This is a genomic window from Vibrio sp. SCSIO 43155 (genome assembly GCF_023716605.1).
In the GTDB taxonomy this organism is placed as follows: Bacteria; Pseudomonadota; Gammaproteobacteria; order Enterobacterales; family Vibrionaceae; genus Vibrio; species Vibrio harveyi.
Genome location: NZ_CP071852.1, coordinates 1,155,601 through 1,175,180 on the forward strand (window position 1 = coordinate 1,155,601; position 19,580 = coordinate 1,175,180).

At 44.4% G+C, this 19,580-nt stretch carries 21 protein-coding genes; 17 read left to right on the forward strand and 4 right to left on the reverse strand.

Features of this window, described 5'->3' with window-relative positions:
* Position 1 precedes the first annotated feature (1 nt).
* The 10 genes from cydB (at position 2) to ybgF (ending at position 7,051) form a co-directional block, all read left to right on the forward strand.
* A complete protein-coding gene (gene cydB, locus J4N44_RS05310; RefSeq protein WP_005450311.1) occupies positions 2-1,138 on the forward strand; it encodes a cytochrome d ubiquinol oxidase subunit II in 1,137 nt (378 codons plus the stop codon).
* 12 nt (positions 1,139-1,150) lie between these two features.
* The gene (cydX, locus tag J4N44_RS05315) at positions 1,151-1,258 is read left to right on the forward strand and encodes a cytochrome bd-I oxidase subunit CydX (RefSeq protein ID WP_000270284.1); all 108 of its coding nucleotides are present in this window, start codon (positions 1,151-1,153) and stop codon (positions 1,256-1,258) included.
* On the forward strand, positions 1,251-1,553 hold the full coding sequence (ybgE, locus tag J4N44_RS05320; RefSeq protein WP_017188312.1) for a cyd operon protein YbgE: 303 nt from the start codon (positions 1,251-1,253) through the stop codon (positions 1,551-1,553). The genes cydX and ybgE overlap by 8 nt, the downstream gene beginning before the upstream one ends.
* 171 nt (positions 1,554-1,724) lie before the next feature.
* The gene (ybgC, locus tag J4N44_RS05325; RefSeq protein ID WP_045488017.1) at positions 1,725-2,144 is read left to right on the forward strand and encodes a tol-pal system-associated acyl-CoA thioesterase; all 420 of its coding nucleotides are present in this window, start codon (positions 1,725-1,727) and stop codon (positions 2,142-2,144) included.
* Positions 2,134-2,832 (forward strand): protein TolQ, encoded by a 699-nt coding sequence (tolQ, locus tag J4N44_RS05330; protein ID WP_005450306.1) that lies wholly within the window; start codon positions 2,134-2,136, stop codon positions 2,830-2,832. The genes ybgC and tolQ overlap by 11 nt, the downstream gene beginning before the upstream one ends.
* 3 nt (positions 2,833-2,835) lie before the next feature.
* A complete protein-coding gene (locus J4N44_RS05335; RefSeq protein WP_053049287.1) occupies positions 2,836-3,279 on the forward strand; it encodes an ExbD/TolR family protein in 444 nt (147 codons plus the stop codon).
* Between the two features lie 13 nt (positions 3,280-3,292).
* Complete coding sequence (tolA, locus tag J4N44_RS05340; protein ID WP_252044921.1) at positions 3,293-4,357, forward strand: cell envelope integrity protein TolA; 1,065 nt, start codon at positions 3,293-3,295, stop codon at positions 4,355-4,357.
* A gap of 16 nt (positions 4,358-4,373) precedes the next feature.
* On the forward strand, positions 4,374-5,726 hold the full coding sequence (gene tolB, locus J4N44_RS05345; RefSeq protein ID WP_009698274.1) for a Tol-Pal system beta propeller repeat protein TolB: 1,353 nt from the start codon (positions 4,374-4,376) through the stop codon (positions 5,724-5,726).
* Positions 5,727-5,758: 32 nt separating this feature from the next.
* A complete protein-coding gene (gene pal / locus J4N44_RS05350) occupies positions 5,759-6,280 on the forward strand; it encodes a peptidoglycan-associated lipoprotein Pal (RefSeq protein ID WP_005450296.1) in 522 nt (173 codons plus the stop codon).
* Positions 6,281-6,295: 15 nt separating this feature from the next.
* On the forward strand, positions 6,296-7,051 hold the full coding sequence (gene ybgF, locus J4N44_RS05355; protein ID WP_005450293.1) for a tol-pal system protein YbgF: 756 nt from the start codon (positions 6,296-6,298) through the stop codon (positions 7,049-7,051).
* A 72-nt stretch (positions 7,052-7,123) separates the two neighbouring features.
* Here the strand turns inward: ybgF and J4N44_RS05360 are convergent, their stop codons facing one another.
* From J4N44_RS05360 to ptsP, 4 genes are all read right to left on the reverse strand, one after another.
* On the reverse strand, positions 7,124-8,101 hold the full coding sequence (locus J4N44_RS05360) for a KpsF/GutQ family sugar-phosphate isomerase (protein WP_017819044.1): 978 nt from the start codon (positions 8,099-8,101) through the stop codon (positions 7,124-7,126).
* 85 nt (positions 8,102-8,186) lie between these two features.
* The gene (locus tag J4N44_RS05365) at positions 8,187-8,645 is read right to left on the reverse strand and encodes a heme-degrading domain-containing protein (protein WP_017819045.1); all 459 of its coding nucleotides are present in this window, start codon (positions 8,643-8,645) and stop codon (positions 8,187-8,189) included.
* Between the two features lies 1 nt (position 8,646).
* Positions 8,647-9,687, reverse strand: a complete 1,041-nt coding sequence (locus tag J4N44_RS05370; protein ID WP_074050268.1) for an oxidoreductase — start codon at positions 9,685-9,687, stop codon at positions 8,647-8,649.
* A 67-nt stretch (positions 9,688-9,754) separates the two neighbouring features.
* Complete coding sequence (gene ptsP / locus J4N44_RS05375; protein ID WP_252044922.1) at positions 9,755-12,262, reverse strand: phosphoenolpyruvate--protein phosphotransferase; 2,508 nt, start codon at positions 12,260-12,262, stop codon at positions 9,755-9,757.
* A gap of 432 nt (positions 12,263-12,694) precedes the next feature.
* On the opposite strand from ptsP, the gene J4N44_RS05380 reads away from it, so the two are divergent.
* From J4N44_RS05380 to J4N44_RS05410, 7 genes are all read left to right on the forward strand, one after another.
* Complete coding sequence (locus tag J4N44_RS05380) at positions 12,695-13,768, forward strand: PTS fructose transporter subunit EIIC (RefSeq protein ID WP_114321294.1); 1,074 nt, start codon at positions 12,695-12,697, stop codon at positions 13,766-13,768.
* A gap of 103 nt (positions 13,769-13,871) precedes the next feature.
* A complete protein-coding gene (locus tag J4N44_RS05385; RefSeq protein ID WP_114321293.1) occupies positions 13,872-14,195 on the forward strand; it encodes a PTS fructose-like transporter subunit IIB in 324 nt (107 codons plus the stop codon).
* 133 nt (positions 14,196-14,328) lie between these two features.
* On the forward strand, positions 14,329-16,629 hold the full coding sequence (locus tag J4N44_RS05390; protein WP_053049292.1) for a formate C-acetyltransferase: 2,301 nt from the start codon (positions 14,329-14,331) through the stop codon (positions 16,627-16,629).
* A complete protein-coding gene (locus J4N44_RS05395; protein ID WP_503064194.1) occupies positions 16,619-17,470 on the forward strand; it encodes a [formate-C-acetyltransferase]-activating enzyme in 852 nt (283 codons plus the stop codon). Before J4N44_RS05390 ends, J4N44_RS05395 begins: the two co-directional genes overlap by 11 nt.
* A gap of 1 nt (position 17,471) precedes the next feature.
* Positions 17,472-18,335, forward strand: coding sequence for an SDR family oxidoreductase (locus J4N44_RS05400; RefSeq protein ID WP_114321291.1), 864 nt, complete (start codon positions 17,472-17,474; stop codon positions 18,333-18,335).
* Between the two features lie 103 nt (positions 18,336-18,438).
* Positions 18,439-19,116 carry a fructose-6-phosphate aldolase gene (locus J4N44_RS05405; protein WP_114321290.1) on the forward strand — a complete coding sequence of 226 codons (678 nt, stop codon included), beginning with the start codon at positions 18,439-18,441 and terminating at the stop codon, positions 19,114-19,116.
* Between the two features lie 128 nt (positions 19,117-19,244).
* A complete protein-coding gene (locus J4N44_RS05410) occupies positions 19,245-19,580 on the forward strand; it encodes a PTS fructose transporter subunit IIB (protein WP_026138354.1) in 336 nt (111 codons plus the stop codon).

Sequence of the window (19,580 nt, forward strand, 5' to 3'; positions counted from 1 at the left end):
GATGTTTGATTACGAAATCTTGCGATTCATCTGGTGGGTACTGATCGGTGTTCTACTAGTTGGTTTCGCTATTACTGACGGTTTCGATATGGGTGTAGGCGCGCTTGTACCTGTTATCGGTAAAAACGACACACAACGTCGTGTCATGATTAACTCAATCGCTCCGCACTGGGATGGTAACCAAGTTTGGCTTATCACTGCTGGTGGTGCATTGTTCGCAGCATGGCCTTTGGTTTACGCGACATCGTTTTCTGGTTTCTACCTAGCGATGATCCTAACTCTAGCGGCACTTTGGCTACGTCCGATTGGTCTTGATTACCGCTCAAAAATCGAAGATCCAAAATGGCGTAACACTTGGGATATCTGTATCTCAATCAGTGGCTTCGTTCCACCAATCATCTTTGGTGTAGCGTTTGGTAACCTTCTACAAGGTGTTCCATTCCAGTTGAACGAATTCCTAATGCCAACGTACCACGGTTCATTCTTTGGGCTACTAAACCCATTTGCTCTACTATGTGGTCTAGTAAGCTTGTTCATGATCCTGATGCAAGGTGCAACTTGGCTTCAAATGAAGACAACTGGCGAAGTACATACTCGTGCTCGTAATGTGGCTCAGCTAACAGGTCTACTAACTGTTATTGCATTTGTGGTTGCTGGTTTCTGGATCCAAAGCATCGAAGGCTACGTTATCGTAGGTGGCATCGACACTGCAGCGGCTTCTAACCCTCTAAACAAAGAGGTTATCCGTGAAGCTGGTGCGTGGATGAACAACTTTGAAGCTTACCCACTACTATGGGCTGCACCTGTACTGGGTGTTGCTATGCCGCTACTAGCTGTATTGGCATCTCGCCTAGAGAAGTGTGGTATCGCGTTCCTAACGTCAAGCCTTGGCAACGCTGGTGTTATCTTTACTGCTGGTATCGCAATGTTCCCATTCGTAATGCCTTCAGACCTAATGCCAAGCCAAAGTCTGACAATGTGGGATGCAACTTCATCTGAACTGACTCTGAACCTAATGACAGGTGTAGCGTTTGTTATGGTTCCTATCATCCTTGCTTACACGTCTTGGACTTACTACAAGATGTTCGGCCGCTTGGATGACCAGTTCATCGAAGAAAACAAAAACTCACTATACTAAGGAGCTATTACTATGTGGTATTTCGCATGGATTCTAGGTGTACTACTTGCTTGTGCATTCGGTATCATCAACGCTCTTTGGTTAGAGCACTCAGAAATGATGGATAAAGACAGTGAGTAATCTCGCTGACAAGGTAGCGAAACTTCACGCACCAATGGACAAGACTCTACTGAGAGTCTTGGCCTTAATCCTCGGCTTTATGCATGTAGGGTTGGTGATGTGGGACCCAAACGCATACCATCGAGAAATTGGTGGCTTTAATGCGTTTATCGCACCAGCGCTGATTTGGGCAGTGTGCTCAAGCATGGTATATGGTGTGGGCTTCAAGCCAAGAAATTGGTACTGGCAGGTGCTGTTCAGTCCTTATTTCTCGCTCGCTATCTTAATTTATCTAACTGCACTGTATTTCATGTAAGCGTTACAGACTGAAATAAAGTCGGTTACTAAATCATCGAATAAAAGCCAGACTCATAGTCTGGCTTTTATTTTTTCTACAAATTTCAAAAATATTCCCTTAGCTCAGTACCAATTGCTGTCGCTTCAGTTATAGTAATTGCTTTAAAGAATTGAATATATTGGTACTCCCTTGCAAGGCACATCAAATTCCTTCCGCTGGCCAATCACGGTGTATTACGAAGACACTGATGCGGGCGGCGTCGTCTATCACTCAAATTATTTAAAATTCTTTGAACGTGCGCGTACTGAGTTATTGCGTGCAAAAGGCATTTCTCAAAATCTGTTGTTGGAACAAAATATAGGTTTCGTTGTCCGACACATGGATATCGATTTCAACCAAGGGGCTAGATTGGACGAGCATTTGACCGTTCTTACCCGAGTGTCAGAAATAAAACGTGCGTCTTTGCAGTTCTGTCAGGAATTAGTCAATGATGAAGGCAAAACATTGTGCAAGACAATAGTTAAGGTAGCATGTATCGATATTGAGAAAATGAAACCAATAGCTATTCCATCTTTTATCAATTCGGAGCTAACAAATAGTGACTGCTGATATTTCCATTTTAGATCTCTTTCTTCAGGCCAGTCTGTTGGTAAAGCTTGTGATGTTGACACTACTCGGTATGTCTGTCGCATCTTGGGCAATGATCATCAAGCGCAGCAAAGTGTTGTCTCAAGCATCAAAAGATGCCGAGTCATTTGAAGACAAATTCTGGTCAGGTACTGATCTTTCTCAGCTTTACCAAAAGGTAAAAGCTCGTAAAGATGACATCACTGGCACGGAAGAAATCTTCTACGCAGGCTTTACAGAGTTTGCACGTCTACGCAAAAGCAATGCGAATTCTCCAGCTTACATTATGGAAGGCACGGGTCGTGCGATGCGTGTCTCCGTTGCTCGTGAAGTCGATGAACTGGAAACGAGCCTACCATTTCTTGCCACAGTCGGTTCAATCAGCCCGTACATTGGTCTATTTGGTACTGTTTGGGGCATCATGCACGCCTTTATTGCATTAGGTGAAGTGAAGCAGGCGACACTTTCTATGGTGGCTCCTGGTATCGCAGAAGCACTGATTGCAACTGCTATGGGTCTATTTGCCGCTATTCCAGCAGTAATGGCTTACAACCGTCTAAGTAACAAAGTAAGTAAGTTAGAGCACACTTACGCGACTTTCTCTGAAGAATTCCACAGCATCCTGCACCGTCAAGCGATGGCGGGTAGAGACAGCGCAAGTAAGGAATAAGGCATGGCGGGTTACCAACCTAAAAAGCGTAAAATGACAGCAGAGATCAACGTCGTGCCATATATCGACGTCATGCTCGTATTGCTGATCATTTTTATGGCAACCGCTCCATTTGTCACCCAAGGTGTTGATGTGGATCTTCCACAAACATCGACAGCTGAATCGATGCAAAATATAGCGGGTGATACAGACAGCAGCTTTATCATCATTGAAATTGATCGCGACGGTAATTTAGGTCTGAGCGTGAATGACGAAGAGGTTCAGCGCGGTCTATCACTACAAGACGTGATTGTACGAGTGAAAGCAGAACGCTCTATCAAGCCAGATTCACCTGTTGCGGTGGGTGGCGATGCGGCGACGCCATATGCTGACGTTGTACTTTTGCTTGACGAGTTAAGTCGTGCAGGCATCCCAAAAGTGGGTCTGATGACTGATATCAAGGAATAGACATCGTACATCTATGAAAGACAACAAGAAGAAACGCAAAGAATACACCAAGCCGGTAGTGATATCGGTTGGTTTGCATGCGCTGTTAGTCGTTGCTCTGCTTTGGGGTACGGATTTCACAATGTCTAAGCCGGAACCTACAGGGCAAATGGTGCAGGCAGTGGTCATTGACCCTAAACTTGTTCAACAGCAAGCGAAAGAGATTCGTCAGCAACGCGAAAAAGCGGCCAAGAAAGAGCAAGACCGTCTTGATAAGCTGAGACGTGAAGCTGAGCAGCTTGAGAAAAATCGCAAAGCAGAAGAAGAACAGATTCGTAAACTGAAAGAGCAACAGGCGAAAGATGCCAAAGCCGCTCGCGAAGCCGAAGCTGCTCGCAAGAAGAAAGAGCAAGAGCGTAAGGCAGAGGAAGAACGCACTCGTAAAGAAAAAGAACGTGCAGCAAAAGCAGAAAAAGAACGTAAAGCCAAAGAAGAAGCTGTACGTAAAGCTGAGCAGCAACGCATTGCTAAAGAAGCTGCCGCAGCAAAAGCGGAACAAGAGCGTGTAGCGCGCGAGAAAGCTGCGAAAGAAGCAGAAGAGAAAGCGCGTCGTGAACGTGAGGCCGCAGCAAAAGCAGAGCAAGAACGTATTGCGAAAGAAAAAGCCGCGAAAGAGGCCGCTGAAAAAGCGCGCAAAGAAAAAGAGCGTCTTGAGCGATTAGAGCGTGAGCGTAAAGAGCAAGAAGCAGCGTTGGATGACATCTTTTCTGGTCTAGAAAGTGAATCTGAACTTAACCAAGAAGCAAAGAATCAGCATGTTAATTCGGAAGCTGATCGTTATGGTGCGATCTATAAACAGCTAATCGAAAGTCGTATCATCAAGGATGACTATCTTGTGGGAAAGTCGTGTAGGTTGAACATTAAGCTTGTGCCAACAGGAACAGATGGCGTAGTGAGTAGTGTTTCAATTATCAGTGGTGATGCTCGTTTATGTAGCGCAGCAAAGAGCGCAGTTAATCAAGTTGGTAATTTCCCTATGCCAAAAGACCGCGCCATTATAGATAAAATTCGTGATGTTAACTTAACGGTTGATTATTAAATTAAGGAACTGAGACGTGATTAAACGCCTTTTACTAGGAATGTTTGTACTGCTTGGCAGTCTAACGAGTGTGGCTCATGCTGCACTAGAGCTGGTGATTACCGATGGTATTGATTCAGCGCGACCAATTGCTGTTGTTCCATTCAAATGGGAAGGCAGTAAACCTCTTCCAACTGATATTTCAGCTGTGATTGCTTCTGATTTGCAACGCAGTGGTAAATTCAGTCCTGTACCAACGAGCAAAATGCCACAAACTCCATTCAATGAATCAGAGGTGAACTTTGATGCGTGGACTGGCCTTGGCGTTGATGCTCTGCTAACTGGTTCAATTAAGCAAAACGAGCAAGGTAACTATGTGGTTAACTACCAATTAGTGGACGTTGTTCGTGGTCAGCTAACGGGCGGTCAGAGTAAAGCTCTTGGTGGTGATGGTGAGCTGGTACTTTCTAAAGATCATGTTCTTTTCAATAAAGTAGCAACGGTTGAAGCTCCACGCATGCGTGAATACGCGCACCGCATTTCTGACCTTGTTTACGAGCAACTTACTGGCGAACGCGGTGCATTTATGACGCGTATTGCTTACGTTGTTGTAAATGACAAAGATCGCTTCCCATACCAACTTCGCGTTGCGGATTACGATGGTTACAACGAACGTTTGGTACTTCGTTCTAAGCAACCGCTTATGTCTCCTGCATGGTCACCAGATGGCCAGAAGCTAGCGTACGTGAGCTTCCAAAATGGTCAGGCTGAAATCTTCATCATGAACATCTATACCGGTGAGCGTGAGAAGGTAACGTCATACCCTCGTCATAATGGTGCGCCAAGATTCTCGCCGGATGGCAGTAAACTTGCTTTGGTACTGTCTAAGACAGGTTCACTTCAGGTTTACACCTTGGATCTAAAAACACGTAAGCTGACACAAATTACGCGTGGCAGATCAAATAATACGGAACCGTTCTGGCACCCCGATGGCAAATCGCTGATTTTCACATCAGACAGGGGTGGTAAACCTCAGATTTATCAAGTAAATTTGGGCAGCGGTTCAACTAACCGCTTGACTTGGCAAGGCAGTCAGAACTTGGGTGGACAAATCACTCCTGACGGCCGATTCCTTGTCATGGTGAATCGCAGTGATTCGGGCTTCAACTTGGCTAAACAAGATTTGGAAACAGGTGCTCTTCAGGTGCTAACAAAAACGTTGCTTGATGAGTCTCCGAGCATTGCCCCAAATGGTGGCATGGTTATCTATAGCTCGATTTACAACAAGAAAAACGTACTATCGATGGTGTCAATTGATGGTCGATTTAAAGCTAGATTACCGGCAACAAATGGGCGTGTAAGAGCTCCCGCATGGTCACCGTTTTTGTAGTAAGAAAAAATTGATTAATAAAGGAAAATAAGATGCAACTGAACAAGGTTCTAAAAGGGCTACTAATCGCGATTCCTGTGATGGCTATGACAGCATGTAGTTCAAGCGATGACGCTGCTTCTAACACTGGTGCAGAAACAAACACTGGTGCTGCAGAAACAACAGTCGTTACTCCGATCGACCAAAACGGTCAGCTAACGGAGCAAGAGCTAAAAGAGCAAGCGCTACGTGAAACTCAAACTATCTACTTCGCATTTGACAACTCAACAATTGCAGGTGATTACGAAGAAATGCTAGCAGCTCACGCTTCTTACCTAAGCAAGAACCCTGCTCTAAAAGTAACTATCGAAGGTCACGCTGATGAGCGTGGTACTCCTGAGTACAACATCGCACTAGGCGAGCGTCGTGCAGAAGCAGTATCAAACTACCTACAAGCACTAGGTGTACAAGCTGACCAAATCTCTATCGTTAGCTACGGTGAAGAGAAGCCACTTCTTCTAGGTCAATCTGAAGAAGTTTACGCTAAGAACCGTCGTGCGGTTCTAGTATACTAATTCGAGGTAAACCTCATGTTCAGTAACACTAAGCGCGCTGTTACGCTTACGTTACTGGCAAGTGCAGCGAACTTCGCGTTCGCTGCACCAGCTCCAGTATCAGATCTCAACAGCACGTCATCAGTATCTACTCGATCTTCTTCAGAAACCGACATCGAGCGTTTAGAGCGCTTGCTGCAAAATCGCAACCGCGTTCAGCTTCAAATGCAAGAGCAAATTGACCAAATGTCACAAGAGATCAGTGATCTACGTGGTCAGTTAGAGCGTAATAGCTACGAGATGCAGCAAATGCTGAAACGTCAGCGTGAGCTGTTTGTTGAGCTTGATCGAGTACGTGGCGAAATGAAAGCCGCACCTGTTAAAGAAACGAAACCAGCAGAGACGGGTGGTAAGTATACATCGAATGCCGATGAACAAACGGCTTACCAAGACGCGGTGGATTTGATCCTTAAAAAACGCGACTACACCGGTGCTATCGCTGCATTCCAACAGTTCCAAAAGGACTATCCTGATTCAACATATTCTGCGAACTCACATTACTGGCTAGGTCAGTTGTACTTCGCGAAGAAACAGGATAAAGAAGCAGTGAAGAGCTTTGCAGCCGTGGTTTCTTACAAAGATTCCAACAAGCGTGCAGATGCATTAGTCAAGCTAGGCGATATTGCTGAGCGTAACAACAATGCAGCGCAAGCGAAGAAATACTATCAGCAAGTGGTGGATGAGTACCCAGGCAGTGCATCGGCGAAAGTCGCTAGCTCTAAGCTGAAGTAAAACAACAAAAGGGAGCTCAGGCTCCCTTTTCTATTTCTGGTACTAGTAAAATCCCGTCAAAGCTTGGATTTACTAATAGATCCCTGCCTTTTGGATCGTATGCTGGTTAATTACTCCTACAAATACTCCGTCTTCGGTTAATACGGGGAGAGCAGTAATGGCGTTTTCACTCATCAACGCCAAGGCGTCAACGCAAAGGCTGGAATGCTGGACCGTGATTGCTCCCGGTTTCACCAAACTCTTAATAGCAGTACTTGGTGTTACACCTTTTGCGAACGCTCGTCGCAAATCACCATCCGTGAAGACTCCTCTTAAATTCCCTTGTTCAGCTATTGCAATTAACCCATAACCTGTTTGGCACATTACACTTACTGCGTCTTGTAATGTCGCATTGGGTGAGCAATGTGCGCTTTTGTGTTGGTCGTCTAACAGTTGTCCTACATTGGTTAATAGCCTGCTACCAAGTGATCCCGCAGGGTGAGATAGTGCAAAGTCATTCTGATCAAATTCTCGCATCGTCATCACTGTAATGCCGATAGCGTCGCCCAATAACAAGGTGTTGGTGGCGCTTGCGGTAGGTGCTAGACCAAGAGGGCATGCTTCCTTCTTAGCGGCGATGTCTAAGGTGATATCGCATTCTTTCGCTAAAAAACTATTGAGATTTGCGGTGACGCCAATAGTGGTAATTTTTTGGCGCTTTAGAAGCGGTACCATCATTTTAAATTCATTGGCTTCACCGGAGTTAGAAATCAGAATAACTACGTCGCCTTGGCGAGCCATCCCTAGGTCACCGTGTAGTGCTTCTGCTGGGTGAACAAAGAAAGCCGGTGAGCCCGTTGAAGCAAAGGTCGCTGCGATTTTTTTGCCGATATGACCAGACTTACCGATGCCCGTAATGATGACCTTACCTTCGCAATTGAGAATAGCTTTGCAAGCCTCTGCGAATGAAGTGGTCAGAGAGTCGAGTAGCAACCGAGCTTGGTCTAGCTCTTGTTCAATAACGCCGCGTCCTAATTGGCAAATATCTTCCGTGGAGTGCTGCTTATGCATATTGATTTCCTAACGTATTAAACATTTCATGCTGAGAAGGAGAAGAATAATAAAACTCTTGATGGTTTTCTGTTAAGAAAGTCATTTAGCCTAAGAAGGATTCAAGAGTTTCTATCACCAACAAATGGTCTTCGTACTGCGGTAACCCGGATACGGAAATACTACCAACAACACCGACGTTTCTTATAGAGAGAGGAAAGCTTCCTCCGAACGGCGCAAATTGTTTTGGATCCACAAGAGAAGCTTCTTCTATGCTTTTCCCCTTAGTTTTAAAGTACTGACCCATATACCAAGAGCTGTGTTGGTATCTGACCACAACATTACGCTTTCGAGCTATCCATTCTTGGTTGTCGATAGAGGTACCAGGCATCGCATATGAAAATAGGCAATGTCCGTTCAAGGTGATATCAATCGCAACGCTTGCCCCTTTATTTTCTGCATTTTGTTTAATTAGATTGCCTAGCTGCCATGCGATATTTGGGTTGAACTCGGTGAACTGAAGCCTGTCTTCTTGTGCGAGTAGTAAGTCTAAGTCTGTGATCATGCTACACCTCAGTAAGTTTGATTGTCCGTTGCTGTTGTGAGCTTGAGTAAGCTGCTTCTATGATACGAATTACGTCTAGTGCTTGCTCTAGTGATACAGGTAAATCGTCACCTTTTCGAATCGACTTCGCAAGTTGTTGATAGAAAGCTTCATAGCCACCTATCTGAGTCTCTATTGTGGAAACCTGCCCTTGATGACTGGTGATAGTGGCGAAGTACTCTGGTCGATCTTTACCCCAACCACATGTTTCTGGACCTTGTTTATTCCGCAAAAAGTCTTCTTGGGTGTCCATCCCATATTTAATCAGGCTCGTATCTTTAGCAAAGATTTGGAACCTTGGTCCTTCGGTTGTACTTAAACAGTTTCCATGCAAAATGACCTCGTGCGTGGGGTAATTGAGAATCAAATGGAAATGGTCAACAGCTTGGGAACCTGACCGTTGATTTCTCAATACTGCAGTGACGCTTTCCGGTTTGCCAAATAGGCACAATGCTTGATCAATGAGGTGAGCTCCTAGGTCGTAGAGAATGCCGGAGCCAGGTAAAGCTTGTTCGCGCCAACGGTCTTTGACTTCAGGACGAAAGCGATTGTAGCTTGAGTAAAAGGTATGAATGCCTGGAAGTTTTCCTTGCTCAATGAGTGCTTGAATAGTCTTGAAATCCCCATCGTAACGTCGGCTTTGGTAGACTGATACTCGTTGATCTGATTGTTTAGCAAGTGCGATTAGTTCTTTGCCTTCTTGGACTGAAACGCAGAAAGGCTTCTCGATAACTACATGTTTTCCCGCCGATAATGCAAGCTTGGCTTGAGGAACATGAAGGTTATTGGGTGTTGAGATAATGACTAACTCGATACTTTCGTCAGCAAGCATTTCGTTAATCTCAGAATAAACTTTTACATCTGTTAGTTGAGTATGAACTTTTTGTGCATTACTTGAGACAACGGCAGCAAGATCTAAGTCTTTACAGAAATTGATGATAGGAGCTTGGAAACATTGACCTGAAATGCCAAAACCAACAATGGCGGTTTTAATTGGAGTCATGGGCAATCCTAAAAAGGCAGCACCACCGGAGAAGTTGATACTGCCAAAATGCAAAATGGGGGAAGGCTTAGTTCAGTTCAAGTTCTTGTTTTAGCAAAGCCTCAATCTGATATGAGGTTTCTGCTGTCATGAGCTGCTCTCGGAAATCAGCGTGCATTATCTTTCTCGCGAGTTTGGAAAAAATCTTCATATGCTGATCGCCTGCAGCATGTTTGTTGAGAGTGAGCATAATGACAAATTGTGCTTCTTCATCCCCCCATTCAATCGATTTTGCAAGTCGGCATACGCTGATCGCAGATTGCTCGATATGTTCACTCTTGGTGTGCGGAATCGCAAAGCCAAAGCCAAGTCCAGTAGAAAAGACATCTTCTCGAGCCCATAAGTCATCCGCCAGTTTATTTGGGTATCGGCAGCGACCGGTTAAGAACAAATTGTCTGACAGTGTTTTGATCACTTCCTCTTTGTTTCGTAGATCTCTATCCAGGCTAATACAGTCTGCAGAAACCATTGGCGCTTCAGACTGAGTCATACGGAACTGAGCAAGCACATGCTCAACCTCTTGGATCGTTCGACATTGCATCGCTTTGTTGAGCAGTTGACGACATTCGCGGCTATCAAGTTTCGCAATGCGCTCTTTGGTTGCGGCAATACTTGGTGAGCTCATGCTTATTTCGTCGAGACCTAAACCAACAAGTAGAGGGAGTACCGAGCCTTTGGCACCAAGTTCGCCACATAGCCCAATCCATTTGCCGTGTCGATGAACTTCGCGAACCACATGATCCAGAGTGCGCAAAAAAGCAGGGTTGAGGCTGTTGTAACTAGCCGCCACTTTAGCGTTATCGCGATCCACTGCCATTAGGTATTGAGTTAAGTCGTTGGATCCAATTGAGAAAAAGTCTATTTCCTCGCAGCATTGATCAATGATGAAAGCGACAGATGGAACTTCTAACATGATGCCTAACGGAACTTTTTCAGCAAAAGGAAGGGCTTCTTTACGTAGCTCTTGGCGCACTTCAGCGAGAATGTCTTTTACCCACAATATTTCTTCTAAAGAGGAAATCATAGGGATCATAATTTTGAGGTTTCCATGAGCAGAAGCTCGTAAGATGGCGCGCAATTGAGTTTTGAACATCTCAATAAACTCGGGGTAGATCCGTACCGCACGGTAGCCTAGGAATGGATTGTTTTCTGCTGGAATATTCAAGTAATCAACAGGCTTATCACCACCGATATCAATAGTTCGAACGATGATGGATTTTCCATTTGCAGCGTCACACGCTTGACAGAAAATGTTGTACAACTCATCTTCATCTGGCGCGCTGGTTCGATCCATATAAAGCATTTCTGTGCGGAACAAACCGACGGCTTCTGCGCCGTTTGCGAAGGCGGCTTTCGCTTCTACTGAGTGAGCAATATTGGCTGCAACTTCAAGAACTTTCCCGTCGAATGTTTGTGCTGCTACATCACGAAATTGTGCTTGTCGGCTAGAGACAATTTCTTTCACTTTACTTTCTTGAACATAGTAACGTTCCACAGATTCGGCTATCTCTGTCACCACAATTCCGAGAGTGCCGTCAACAATCACTTCCTCGTCTAGAAGATCAGTTAGGCGAGAACCTTCAACCCCCACAATCGTCGGAATTGCGAAAGATCGCGCCAAAATTACGGTGTGTGAAGTACTGCCACCATGAGAGAGGATTAAACCTTTCAAGAGAGACTTATCTAACTCAAGAAACTGACTAGGGGTAAGATCGTCAGCTAAGCAAACAGTAGGCTGTGTGAGCTTGTTTTGACTGCCAAAACGTTCATCACCATAAATGCTTTGCAGTAGCTGGTAGCACACATCACGAATATCTAATTCACGTTCACGCATATAAGCACTCGATGAGTTCTTCATAACTTCACCAAAGTGTTTAGCAGTGGCAATAATCGCGTCTGCACTGCTTCGTCCTTCAACCAGGTTGCTCGCGATGGTTTGTCTAAACTCTTCATCTTTAGCGATTGATAGGTGTGCTTTGAGCACTTCGCCTTCAGTGTGTTCAGAAGAGTTCAACTGAATCGTCAGAGATTTAGCAACAGCCTCCAAGCCCGAATTGAGTTGTGAACGCTCTTCATTAAGAGGTTTTGCTGGTGGTAAATCAGTGAGTGCATCAAAGTTAATCGCTCCCATTGCTGTTAATACGCCTTGACCAAAACCTTCGCTGACACTGCGACCTCGAATATGAGTCACATTTAAATTCGAAAAGTTCCTTGGGAGAGGAGCAAGGTTTTCATCTTCGTGAGTGGTTGTGGCAAGTGGGGCGTCGCAATGAGGAAACTCGTTAGTAATAAACTGTTTTAGTTGCGTCAATGCACTGTCTTCATCTTGACCTTCGATAGTAATTAAGCACTCATCACCTAACAGCGTATCGGTACTAATTAGAGAGAGGACGCTTTTCGCATTTCCACTCATTCCTGTACGTTGGTTTTGCCATGTAATAGAAGAATCAAAGCTATTACAAACCGCTTCAACATGACTCGCAGGGCGAGCGTGAACTCCATTTGGAAGTTCGCAAGAGAAAGAGAAAGATTTCATTTCATATTGTCCTTTTACTTTGGCAATGCTCACTGCCTTTCGTTATGCATTCACAATATCAAAGTAGACAGTACAAACTATGGGACAAAACTACGAAAAACTGGATTTTTGTTAGGTTGAAAATTAACTGTGATACATCTCAAATTTATAGTTAAAAATGTGACTTTAAACATGGTCTAGGTTTGGTTTTTATTTTCGGTGTAACATAAGTATTTGTATTTTAAGTTTTTAATTATTCTTGTTTCATTCTGGATATTTTTCGAGAGACAGATCAACTTTTCTTTTTAATCGAACAAAAATCCAGTAAATAGAACTTTTGTCCTCTAACTGAATAGTACTATTGCTCACTATATTAGATACCAAAGCACGGCCGGCTGAAGTTTTAACCCTTTACGTGAAACAGTTTAAAAAAACTTATCCAAGGAGAAGTCTATGAAAGACTTAATCTCAATACTTAAGGACACTCGCCAACACTTGATGACTGGTGTCTCTCACATGATCCCATTTGTGGTTGCTGGCGGTATTTTGCTCGCAATGTCGGTCATGCTTTACGGAGAAGGTGCCGTTCCAGAAGAGGGCACATGGTTACACGATCTGTTTTTCATTGGTGTTGCTGGTTTCCAATTGATGGTGCCGATTCTAGCTGCTTACATTGGTTACTCAATCGCTGATCGCTCTGCCTTAGCACCCTCTGCGATAGCGGCGTTCATCGGCGCAAATATGTATAACACGGGCTTTTTTGGGGCAATTTTTGCCGGTCTGTTAGGTGGTATCGTGGTGTTCTACCTGAAGAAGATCAAAGTTCCATCTTACGCTCGCTCTGTAATGCCGATCTTCGTGATTCCAATCATTGGTACTTTCATCACCGCCGGTGCCATTGTTTGGGGGATTGGTGAGCCAATCGGTGCAGCGACTGCAGCTCTGACGGATTTTCTTAAAGGCATGCAAAACGAGAGCATCGTTCTTCTCGCTGTCATCATGGGTCTTATGATCGCCTTTGATATGGGTGGTCCTGTCAACAAAGTTGCGTATGCGTTCGTCATTATGTGTGTTGGTGAAGGTATCTATAACGTAGCTGGTATCTCCTCCGTTGCTGTGGCAGTGCCTTCTATCGGTATGGGTCTAGCAACATTCCTCAATAAAAAGCTTTACGACTACAGTGAGCAAGAAGCAGGACGAGCTTCGATTCTAATGGGCACGATGGGTATTACGGAGGGGGCTATTCCTTTCGCAGCTGCTGATCCATTGCGTGTGCTGCCGTCCATCATGATTGGCACAGCAATTGGTTCTGCAACAGCAGCGGTGCTTGGTGTGAAAAGTTATGCAGCTTGGGGCGGCTTGATTGTACTTCCTGTGGTTGAAGGTCGCTTTAGTTTCATTATCGCACTTGCTGTTGGCTCATTGGCTACTGCTTTGTTAGTCAACTTCTTGAAAGCACGTCGCTCTGTCACGCAAGAAAAAGAAGAAGAGTCCGATGATTTAGACCTTGATATCGAGATCGGTTGATCCGCAGAACAGACTTATAGCTTGGTGAGCTGAATAGCCGCCAAGGTAAATACAAAACAACGAAAAATTAAGAATTCTCCAAAACAATACAGGAAACAAAATTATGACTTCTATTATAGCAGTAACAGCATGCCCTTCAGGTGTTGCACATACATACATGGCTGCTGAGGCCATCGAAGCAGCAGCAAAAGCCAAAGGTTGGTCTTGCCAAGTGGAAACACAAGGTTCAATTGGTATCGAAAACGAGTTAGATGAAAGCACGATCAAAACCGCGGATGTCGTCATTCTTACCAAAGATATCGATATCAAGAATGCTGAGCGCTTTACAGGCAAAACCATCGTACGCATCGGTGTCAGTGATGCTGTAAAACGTGCATCTGCCGTGATGGATAAGATTGAAAAGCATCTTGAATCAGTAGCAGCTTAGCCTCCCACTAAATTACAGAGCAGAGAAATTTTGGTCTCTCTGCTCTGTATAGCTAAGTGACTCTCGTTAGGGTTTCTTAGCTATACAAAACCATTAAATCGCTCAACAACTAGGTATTCTCAGGAGTCTATATATGAGTACCCCACGCATAGAACGTCTTAAGTCCGCACTGTTTGCCGCAAAACGCGAAATCTCATTGGAACGTGCACTGTTGTACACAGAAAGTCATAAGCAAACAGAAGGAGAACCGACATTAATTCGTCGTGCAAAAGCAACTGCCTATGTGATGGACAATGTTGAAATCTCTATTCGTGAAGATGAGCTAATTGCTGGTAATCGAACGGTACAACCAAGAGCGGGTATTGCTTCTCCTGAAATGGACCCTTATTGGATTGAGAAAGAGTTAGATATTTTCGAATCTCGCCCTCAAGATAAATTCTTTGTTTCTGAGCAAGACAAAACAACCTACCGTGAGCAATTACTACCTTACTGGGCTGAACGGTCGATGAAAGACTTCATCAATGCTCAAATTCCGCTAGAGGTAAAATCTGCTGTTGGTCAAAAGATCTTTAGTGTTAACCAAACAGACAAAGGTCAAGGTCACATTATTATCGACTTTGATCGTCTGCTAGATAACGGTTTAGGTGCGCTTCTCGATGAGCTGCAAAGCTTGAGTTTTAGCCAGCCAGAGAACGAATTCTTCAAGTCAGTTGTGATCTTGTTGGAAGCGTCGATTCGTCATATTCATCGTTATGCCGAATTAGCCGAGAACATGTCGCAAGCCACTGATAACGAACAGCGTAAGCAAGAGCTGATTCAGATTGCGGCTATTTCTCGCAAAATTGCAACAGAAGCTCCAGATGGTTTTTATGAAGCATGCCAATTGTTCTGGTACATGAACATTATTCTGCAATACGAATCGAATGCGAGTTCTTTATCGCTGGGTCGCTTTGATCAATATATGTTGCCATTTTACGAGCAATCGTTAGCACGAGGTGAGTCTCCGGATTATCTTCGTGAGTTGTTGGAAAGTTTGTGGATCAAGACCAATGATATTGTTCTGTTACGTTCTTCAGGTAGCGCCAAGTTTTTTGCGGGTTTCCCTACGGGTTACACGATTCTATTAGGAGGTTTGAGCGAAGTAGGGCGCAGCGCTGTGAATGCACTATCCACATTATGTTTGGATGCCTACCAAAGTGTGCAGCTGCCTCAACCTAACTTGGGTGTGCGCGTAAACGAGTTCATGGATCGTGGCTTCTTAATGAAAACCGCAGAAACGATTCGTTTGGGGACGGGGATTCCTCAAATCTTTAATGACGAAGTGGTCGTGCCTGCCTTCCTAAATCGTGGTGTGTCGCTAGAGGATGCACGTGATTATTCGGTGGTTGGTTGTGTGGAGCTGTCGATCCCAGGCAAGACTTATGGCTTGCACGACATCGCTATGTTTAACCTCCTGAAGGTCATGGAACTCGCGATGCAACGTCATGCAAACAACCCAGATATTACCTTTGACAGCTTGATGAGTGATATTCATCAAGACATTAAGCACTACGTCAAGTTGATGATTGAAGGCTCTAACATCTGCGATGTTGGTCACCGTGATTGGGCTCCAGTGCCGCTTCTTTCATCATTTATCAGCGATTGTATCGAGAATGGTAAAGACATCACATACGGTGGAGGGCGTTACAACTTTTCTGGTGTTCAAGGAATTGGTATCGCTAATCTGTCTGATTCTCTCCATGCACTTAAGCGTTATGTATTCGAAGAAAAACGCTGCACGTTCAAAGAATTTATCGCCACATTAGATAGCAACTTTGAGGTGCCAAACGGTGAAAAAGTCCGCGCTCGTTTGATGAATAAGTACGAAAAGTACGGCAACGACATTGATGAGGTGGACGCTCTGGGCTCTGAGTTATTGCGTTTATTCTGTAAAGAGGTAGAGAAATACGATAACCCTAGAGGCGGAAAGTTCACCCCGGGCTCCTACACCGTATCTGCTCACGTGCCGCTCGGTGCTGTTGTGGGCGCTACTGCTGATGGACGTTTGTCAGGAGAACAGCTTGCTGATGGTGGTTTGTCACCAATGTTAGGAAAAGATCAATTAGGTCCGACAGCCGTTCTAAAATCAGTGAGTAAATTAGATAACTACTTGCTGTCCAATGGCAGTCTTCTCAACGTGAAATTCACACCTGCAACGTTAGAGGGGGATCAAGGTTTAAGCAAACTGTCCGATTTCATCCGCGCATTTATGAAGCTCAAGTTACAACATATTCAATTTAATGTGTTGAACGCTGAAACACTGAAAAAAGCGCAAGAAAAGCCAGAGGACTACTCAGGGTTGGTCGTTCGAGTAGCTGGCTACAGCGCTTTCTTTGTCGAGTTATCGAAAGAAATTCAAGATGACATCATTCGAAGAACTGCCCATGAGCTGTGATCAAGCTAATGGAAGCAAAAGTAGCGCGCGGATATTCAATATTCAGCGCTACTCACTCCATGACGGGACAGGGATTAGGACTGTGGTGTTCTTCAAAGGTTGTCCTTTGAGTTGTCCGTGGTGTGCCAACCCAGAGTCACGTTCACACAAAATCACTTATATGCGTCGTAAAGCACTATGCCTTGAGTGTGATGAATGTGAAATGGATGTTGAAGAGTGCCCAAGTGGAGCGTACGAGCAAGTGGGCACGGACATGACTTTGGATGAAGTGATAGCACAAGTTGCAAAAGATGATGTGTTTTTTGATACCTCAAATGGCGGTATCACGCTTTCTGGTGGAGAAATCCTTACCCAAGCGCATTTTGCCATCGAGCTTCTGACCAAACTAAAGCAACTTGGTTATCGCACCGCTGTTGAAACTTCTGGTCATGGTAATAGCACGCAATTGAGTCGTATTGGAGAGTTGTGTGATGAAGTGTTGTTCGATTTTAAAATCATGGATGCACAAAAAGCTAAAAGCGTGATTGGGCTCAACATGGAGAAAGTACTTGGAAACTTCAAGATGTTGGTTGAGCAGGAATGTAACGTAATTCCACGTTTACCACTTATCCCCGGTTATACCTTGAACTTAATCAATATTGAAAGTGTTTTGCGCTTTTTAAAACCTTTCAATATCAGAGAAATTCATCTGTTGCCGTTCCATCAATACGGCGCAAACAAATATGAGATTTTAGGGATGGATTATCTAATGAAAGACATTCCCGTTCCTACTCAATCTGAAGTGGAAGCCATCCGCAGCCATATACAGGCTAGTGGATACCAAGTAGTCATTGGAGGCTAATATGAAAAAGAAAATACTGATCACTGGTGCGAGAGGCTTCTTTGGGACGCGCTTTATCAACCGTTATCGCAATGAGTTCGATATTTTGGGGTTAGACGTTGAGCAACTTGATATCACCAATAAGAGTGCGGTCGATACAACATTCGCTGAATTTAAACCTGATTTCGTGATTCACGCTGCGGCAATTGCAGTCACGGATTTTTGTAACCAACACCCAGACATTGCGCACAAGGTGAATGTTCAAGGGGCAATTAATGTAGCGAACGCATGTAAAGCAAATGGTTCAAAACTCGTGTTCATCTCTACTGAACAAGTCTTCAATGGGAATATCGAAGCAGGACCATATAGTGAGCAAGATACGCCAGTACCAGACACTGTATATGGTCAAAATAAGCTAGAAGCAGAAGGTGAGTTGCGTTCTATTTTGGAAGACATGTGGATTTTGCGTTTTACCTGGCTATTTGGGTTACCTGAGCGAAATACCACCATTAATCCAAATGTGGTTTGGAATGCCATGCAAGCTTTAACAAACGGTGAAGTGATGCAAGAGCGCAGAAATGAGTTCCGTGGATTAACTTATGTTCATGAACTTATAGAGCAGTTTCCAAAAATCTTCACCATTCCATATGGCACTTACCATACGGGGGCAAATAACCCGGCAAGTCGTTATGAGATTGCTGAGCATATTTTGACCGAGTTGGGGCAACAAAGTCGCCTCGATCATCTACTTCAAGCGAATGACGCGCCCAAAACTCGAGATGTCAGACTCAACACCAATAAGTTGGCTGGGCAAGGAGTCGTGTTTACAGAGAGCAAAGCCGCAATCACTAAATGCTTACAAGAATTTCATTACATTTCTGCCTAATGGGCGGGAATGTAAACGATTTATAGACATTATTCTTCAAGAAAAAGACTCAGGCGAGTACTCCAAACAATTGAGTGGTCGCTGTTAAATTAGGAGTAGTACCATGATATTCATGCTAGATACGGCAAACATTGCTGCGATCAAAAAAGCAGTAGACCTTTATCCGATCGAAGGTGTAACGACCAATCCGTCAATTATTGCGAAAGAAAAACGCCCACTGAAAGAAATCTTATTAGATATCCGTGAGATAATTGGTGACGAGCGTATGTTACACGCGCAAGTTATGGGTAAAGATGCGGAAACTATGCTGAAAGAAGCCAGAGCACTGCGTTCAATTGATCCAGAGATCATTATCAAAGTGCCGGTAACGCCGCAAGGTATTAAAGCAATGAAGTTGATTCATGGAGAAGGCTACCGCATAACCGCCACTGCGATCCTGACTTCGCAACAAGCGCTTATGGCAGCGAAAGCGGGAGCGGAATTCCTTGCTCCTTATGTGAATCGTTTAGATAACATTTGTGGTGATGGTGTCGCTGTCGCGGCGGAAATGGCGCAAATCATCGATAACTACCACCTTGATGCGAAAGTGCTTGGTGCTTCATTTAAAAATGTTCAACAAGTCCATCAATTGGCGCTGGCAGGCATTCATTCTGTTACGATTGCCCCGGACGTTTTTGACCAACTGCTTGTGCATCCATTAACTGACTCGGGTGTATCGGGGTTTGTTTCAGATTGGGAAACGGTTTACGGCGAGGGCACTAACGTTCTTGATGTTCTTTAATGTGATCCAGTACACGCTCTAATAGTTTGTAGACTTGGTTGTAACGCAAAAGCTGACCAAGATTAATAATGACCATGCTTAATGAGATTAAACTCACTTATAAGCTTGGTCATTTTTGTTTTTATCTTATGGAAATAGTTGGTGTAACCGCATGTATTAGCGGTGTAGCGCATACTTATATGGCAGCTGAAGCGCTCGAAAAATTAGGGCGTAAGCTCGGTCACAAGGTGACAGTAGAAACCCAAGGCGCTTTGGGTAGCGAAAATCAGTTAACGCAAGATCTGATTGATGGTGCAGATGTCGCAGTGATCGTTTCTGATATTAACATTGAGGGCGCGGAACGATTTGAAAACAGTCGAGTTGTGCGTTGTTCTATTGCTCATTTTCTACGTAGTACGGAAGAGGTGATGAGCGCTATCGATAAAGTTCGTCAAGCGCCCCGAGGTGCTGAAATTAGTTTTTGA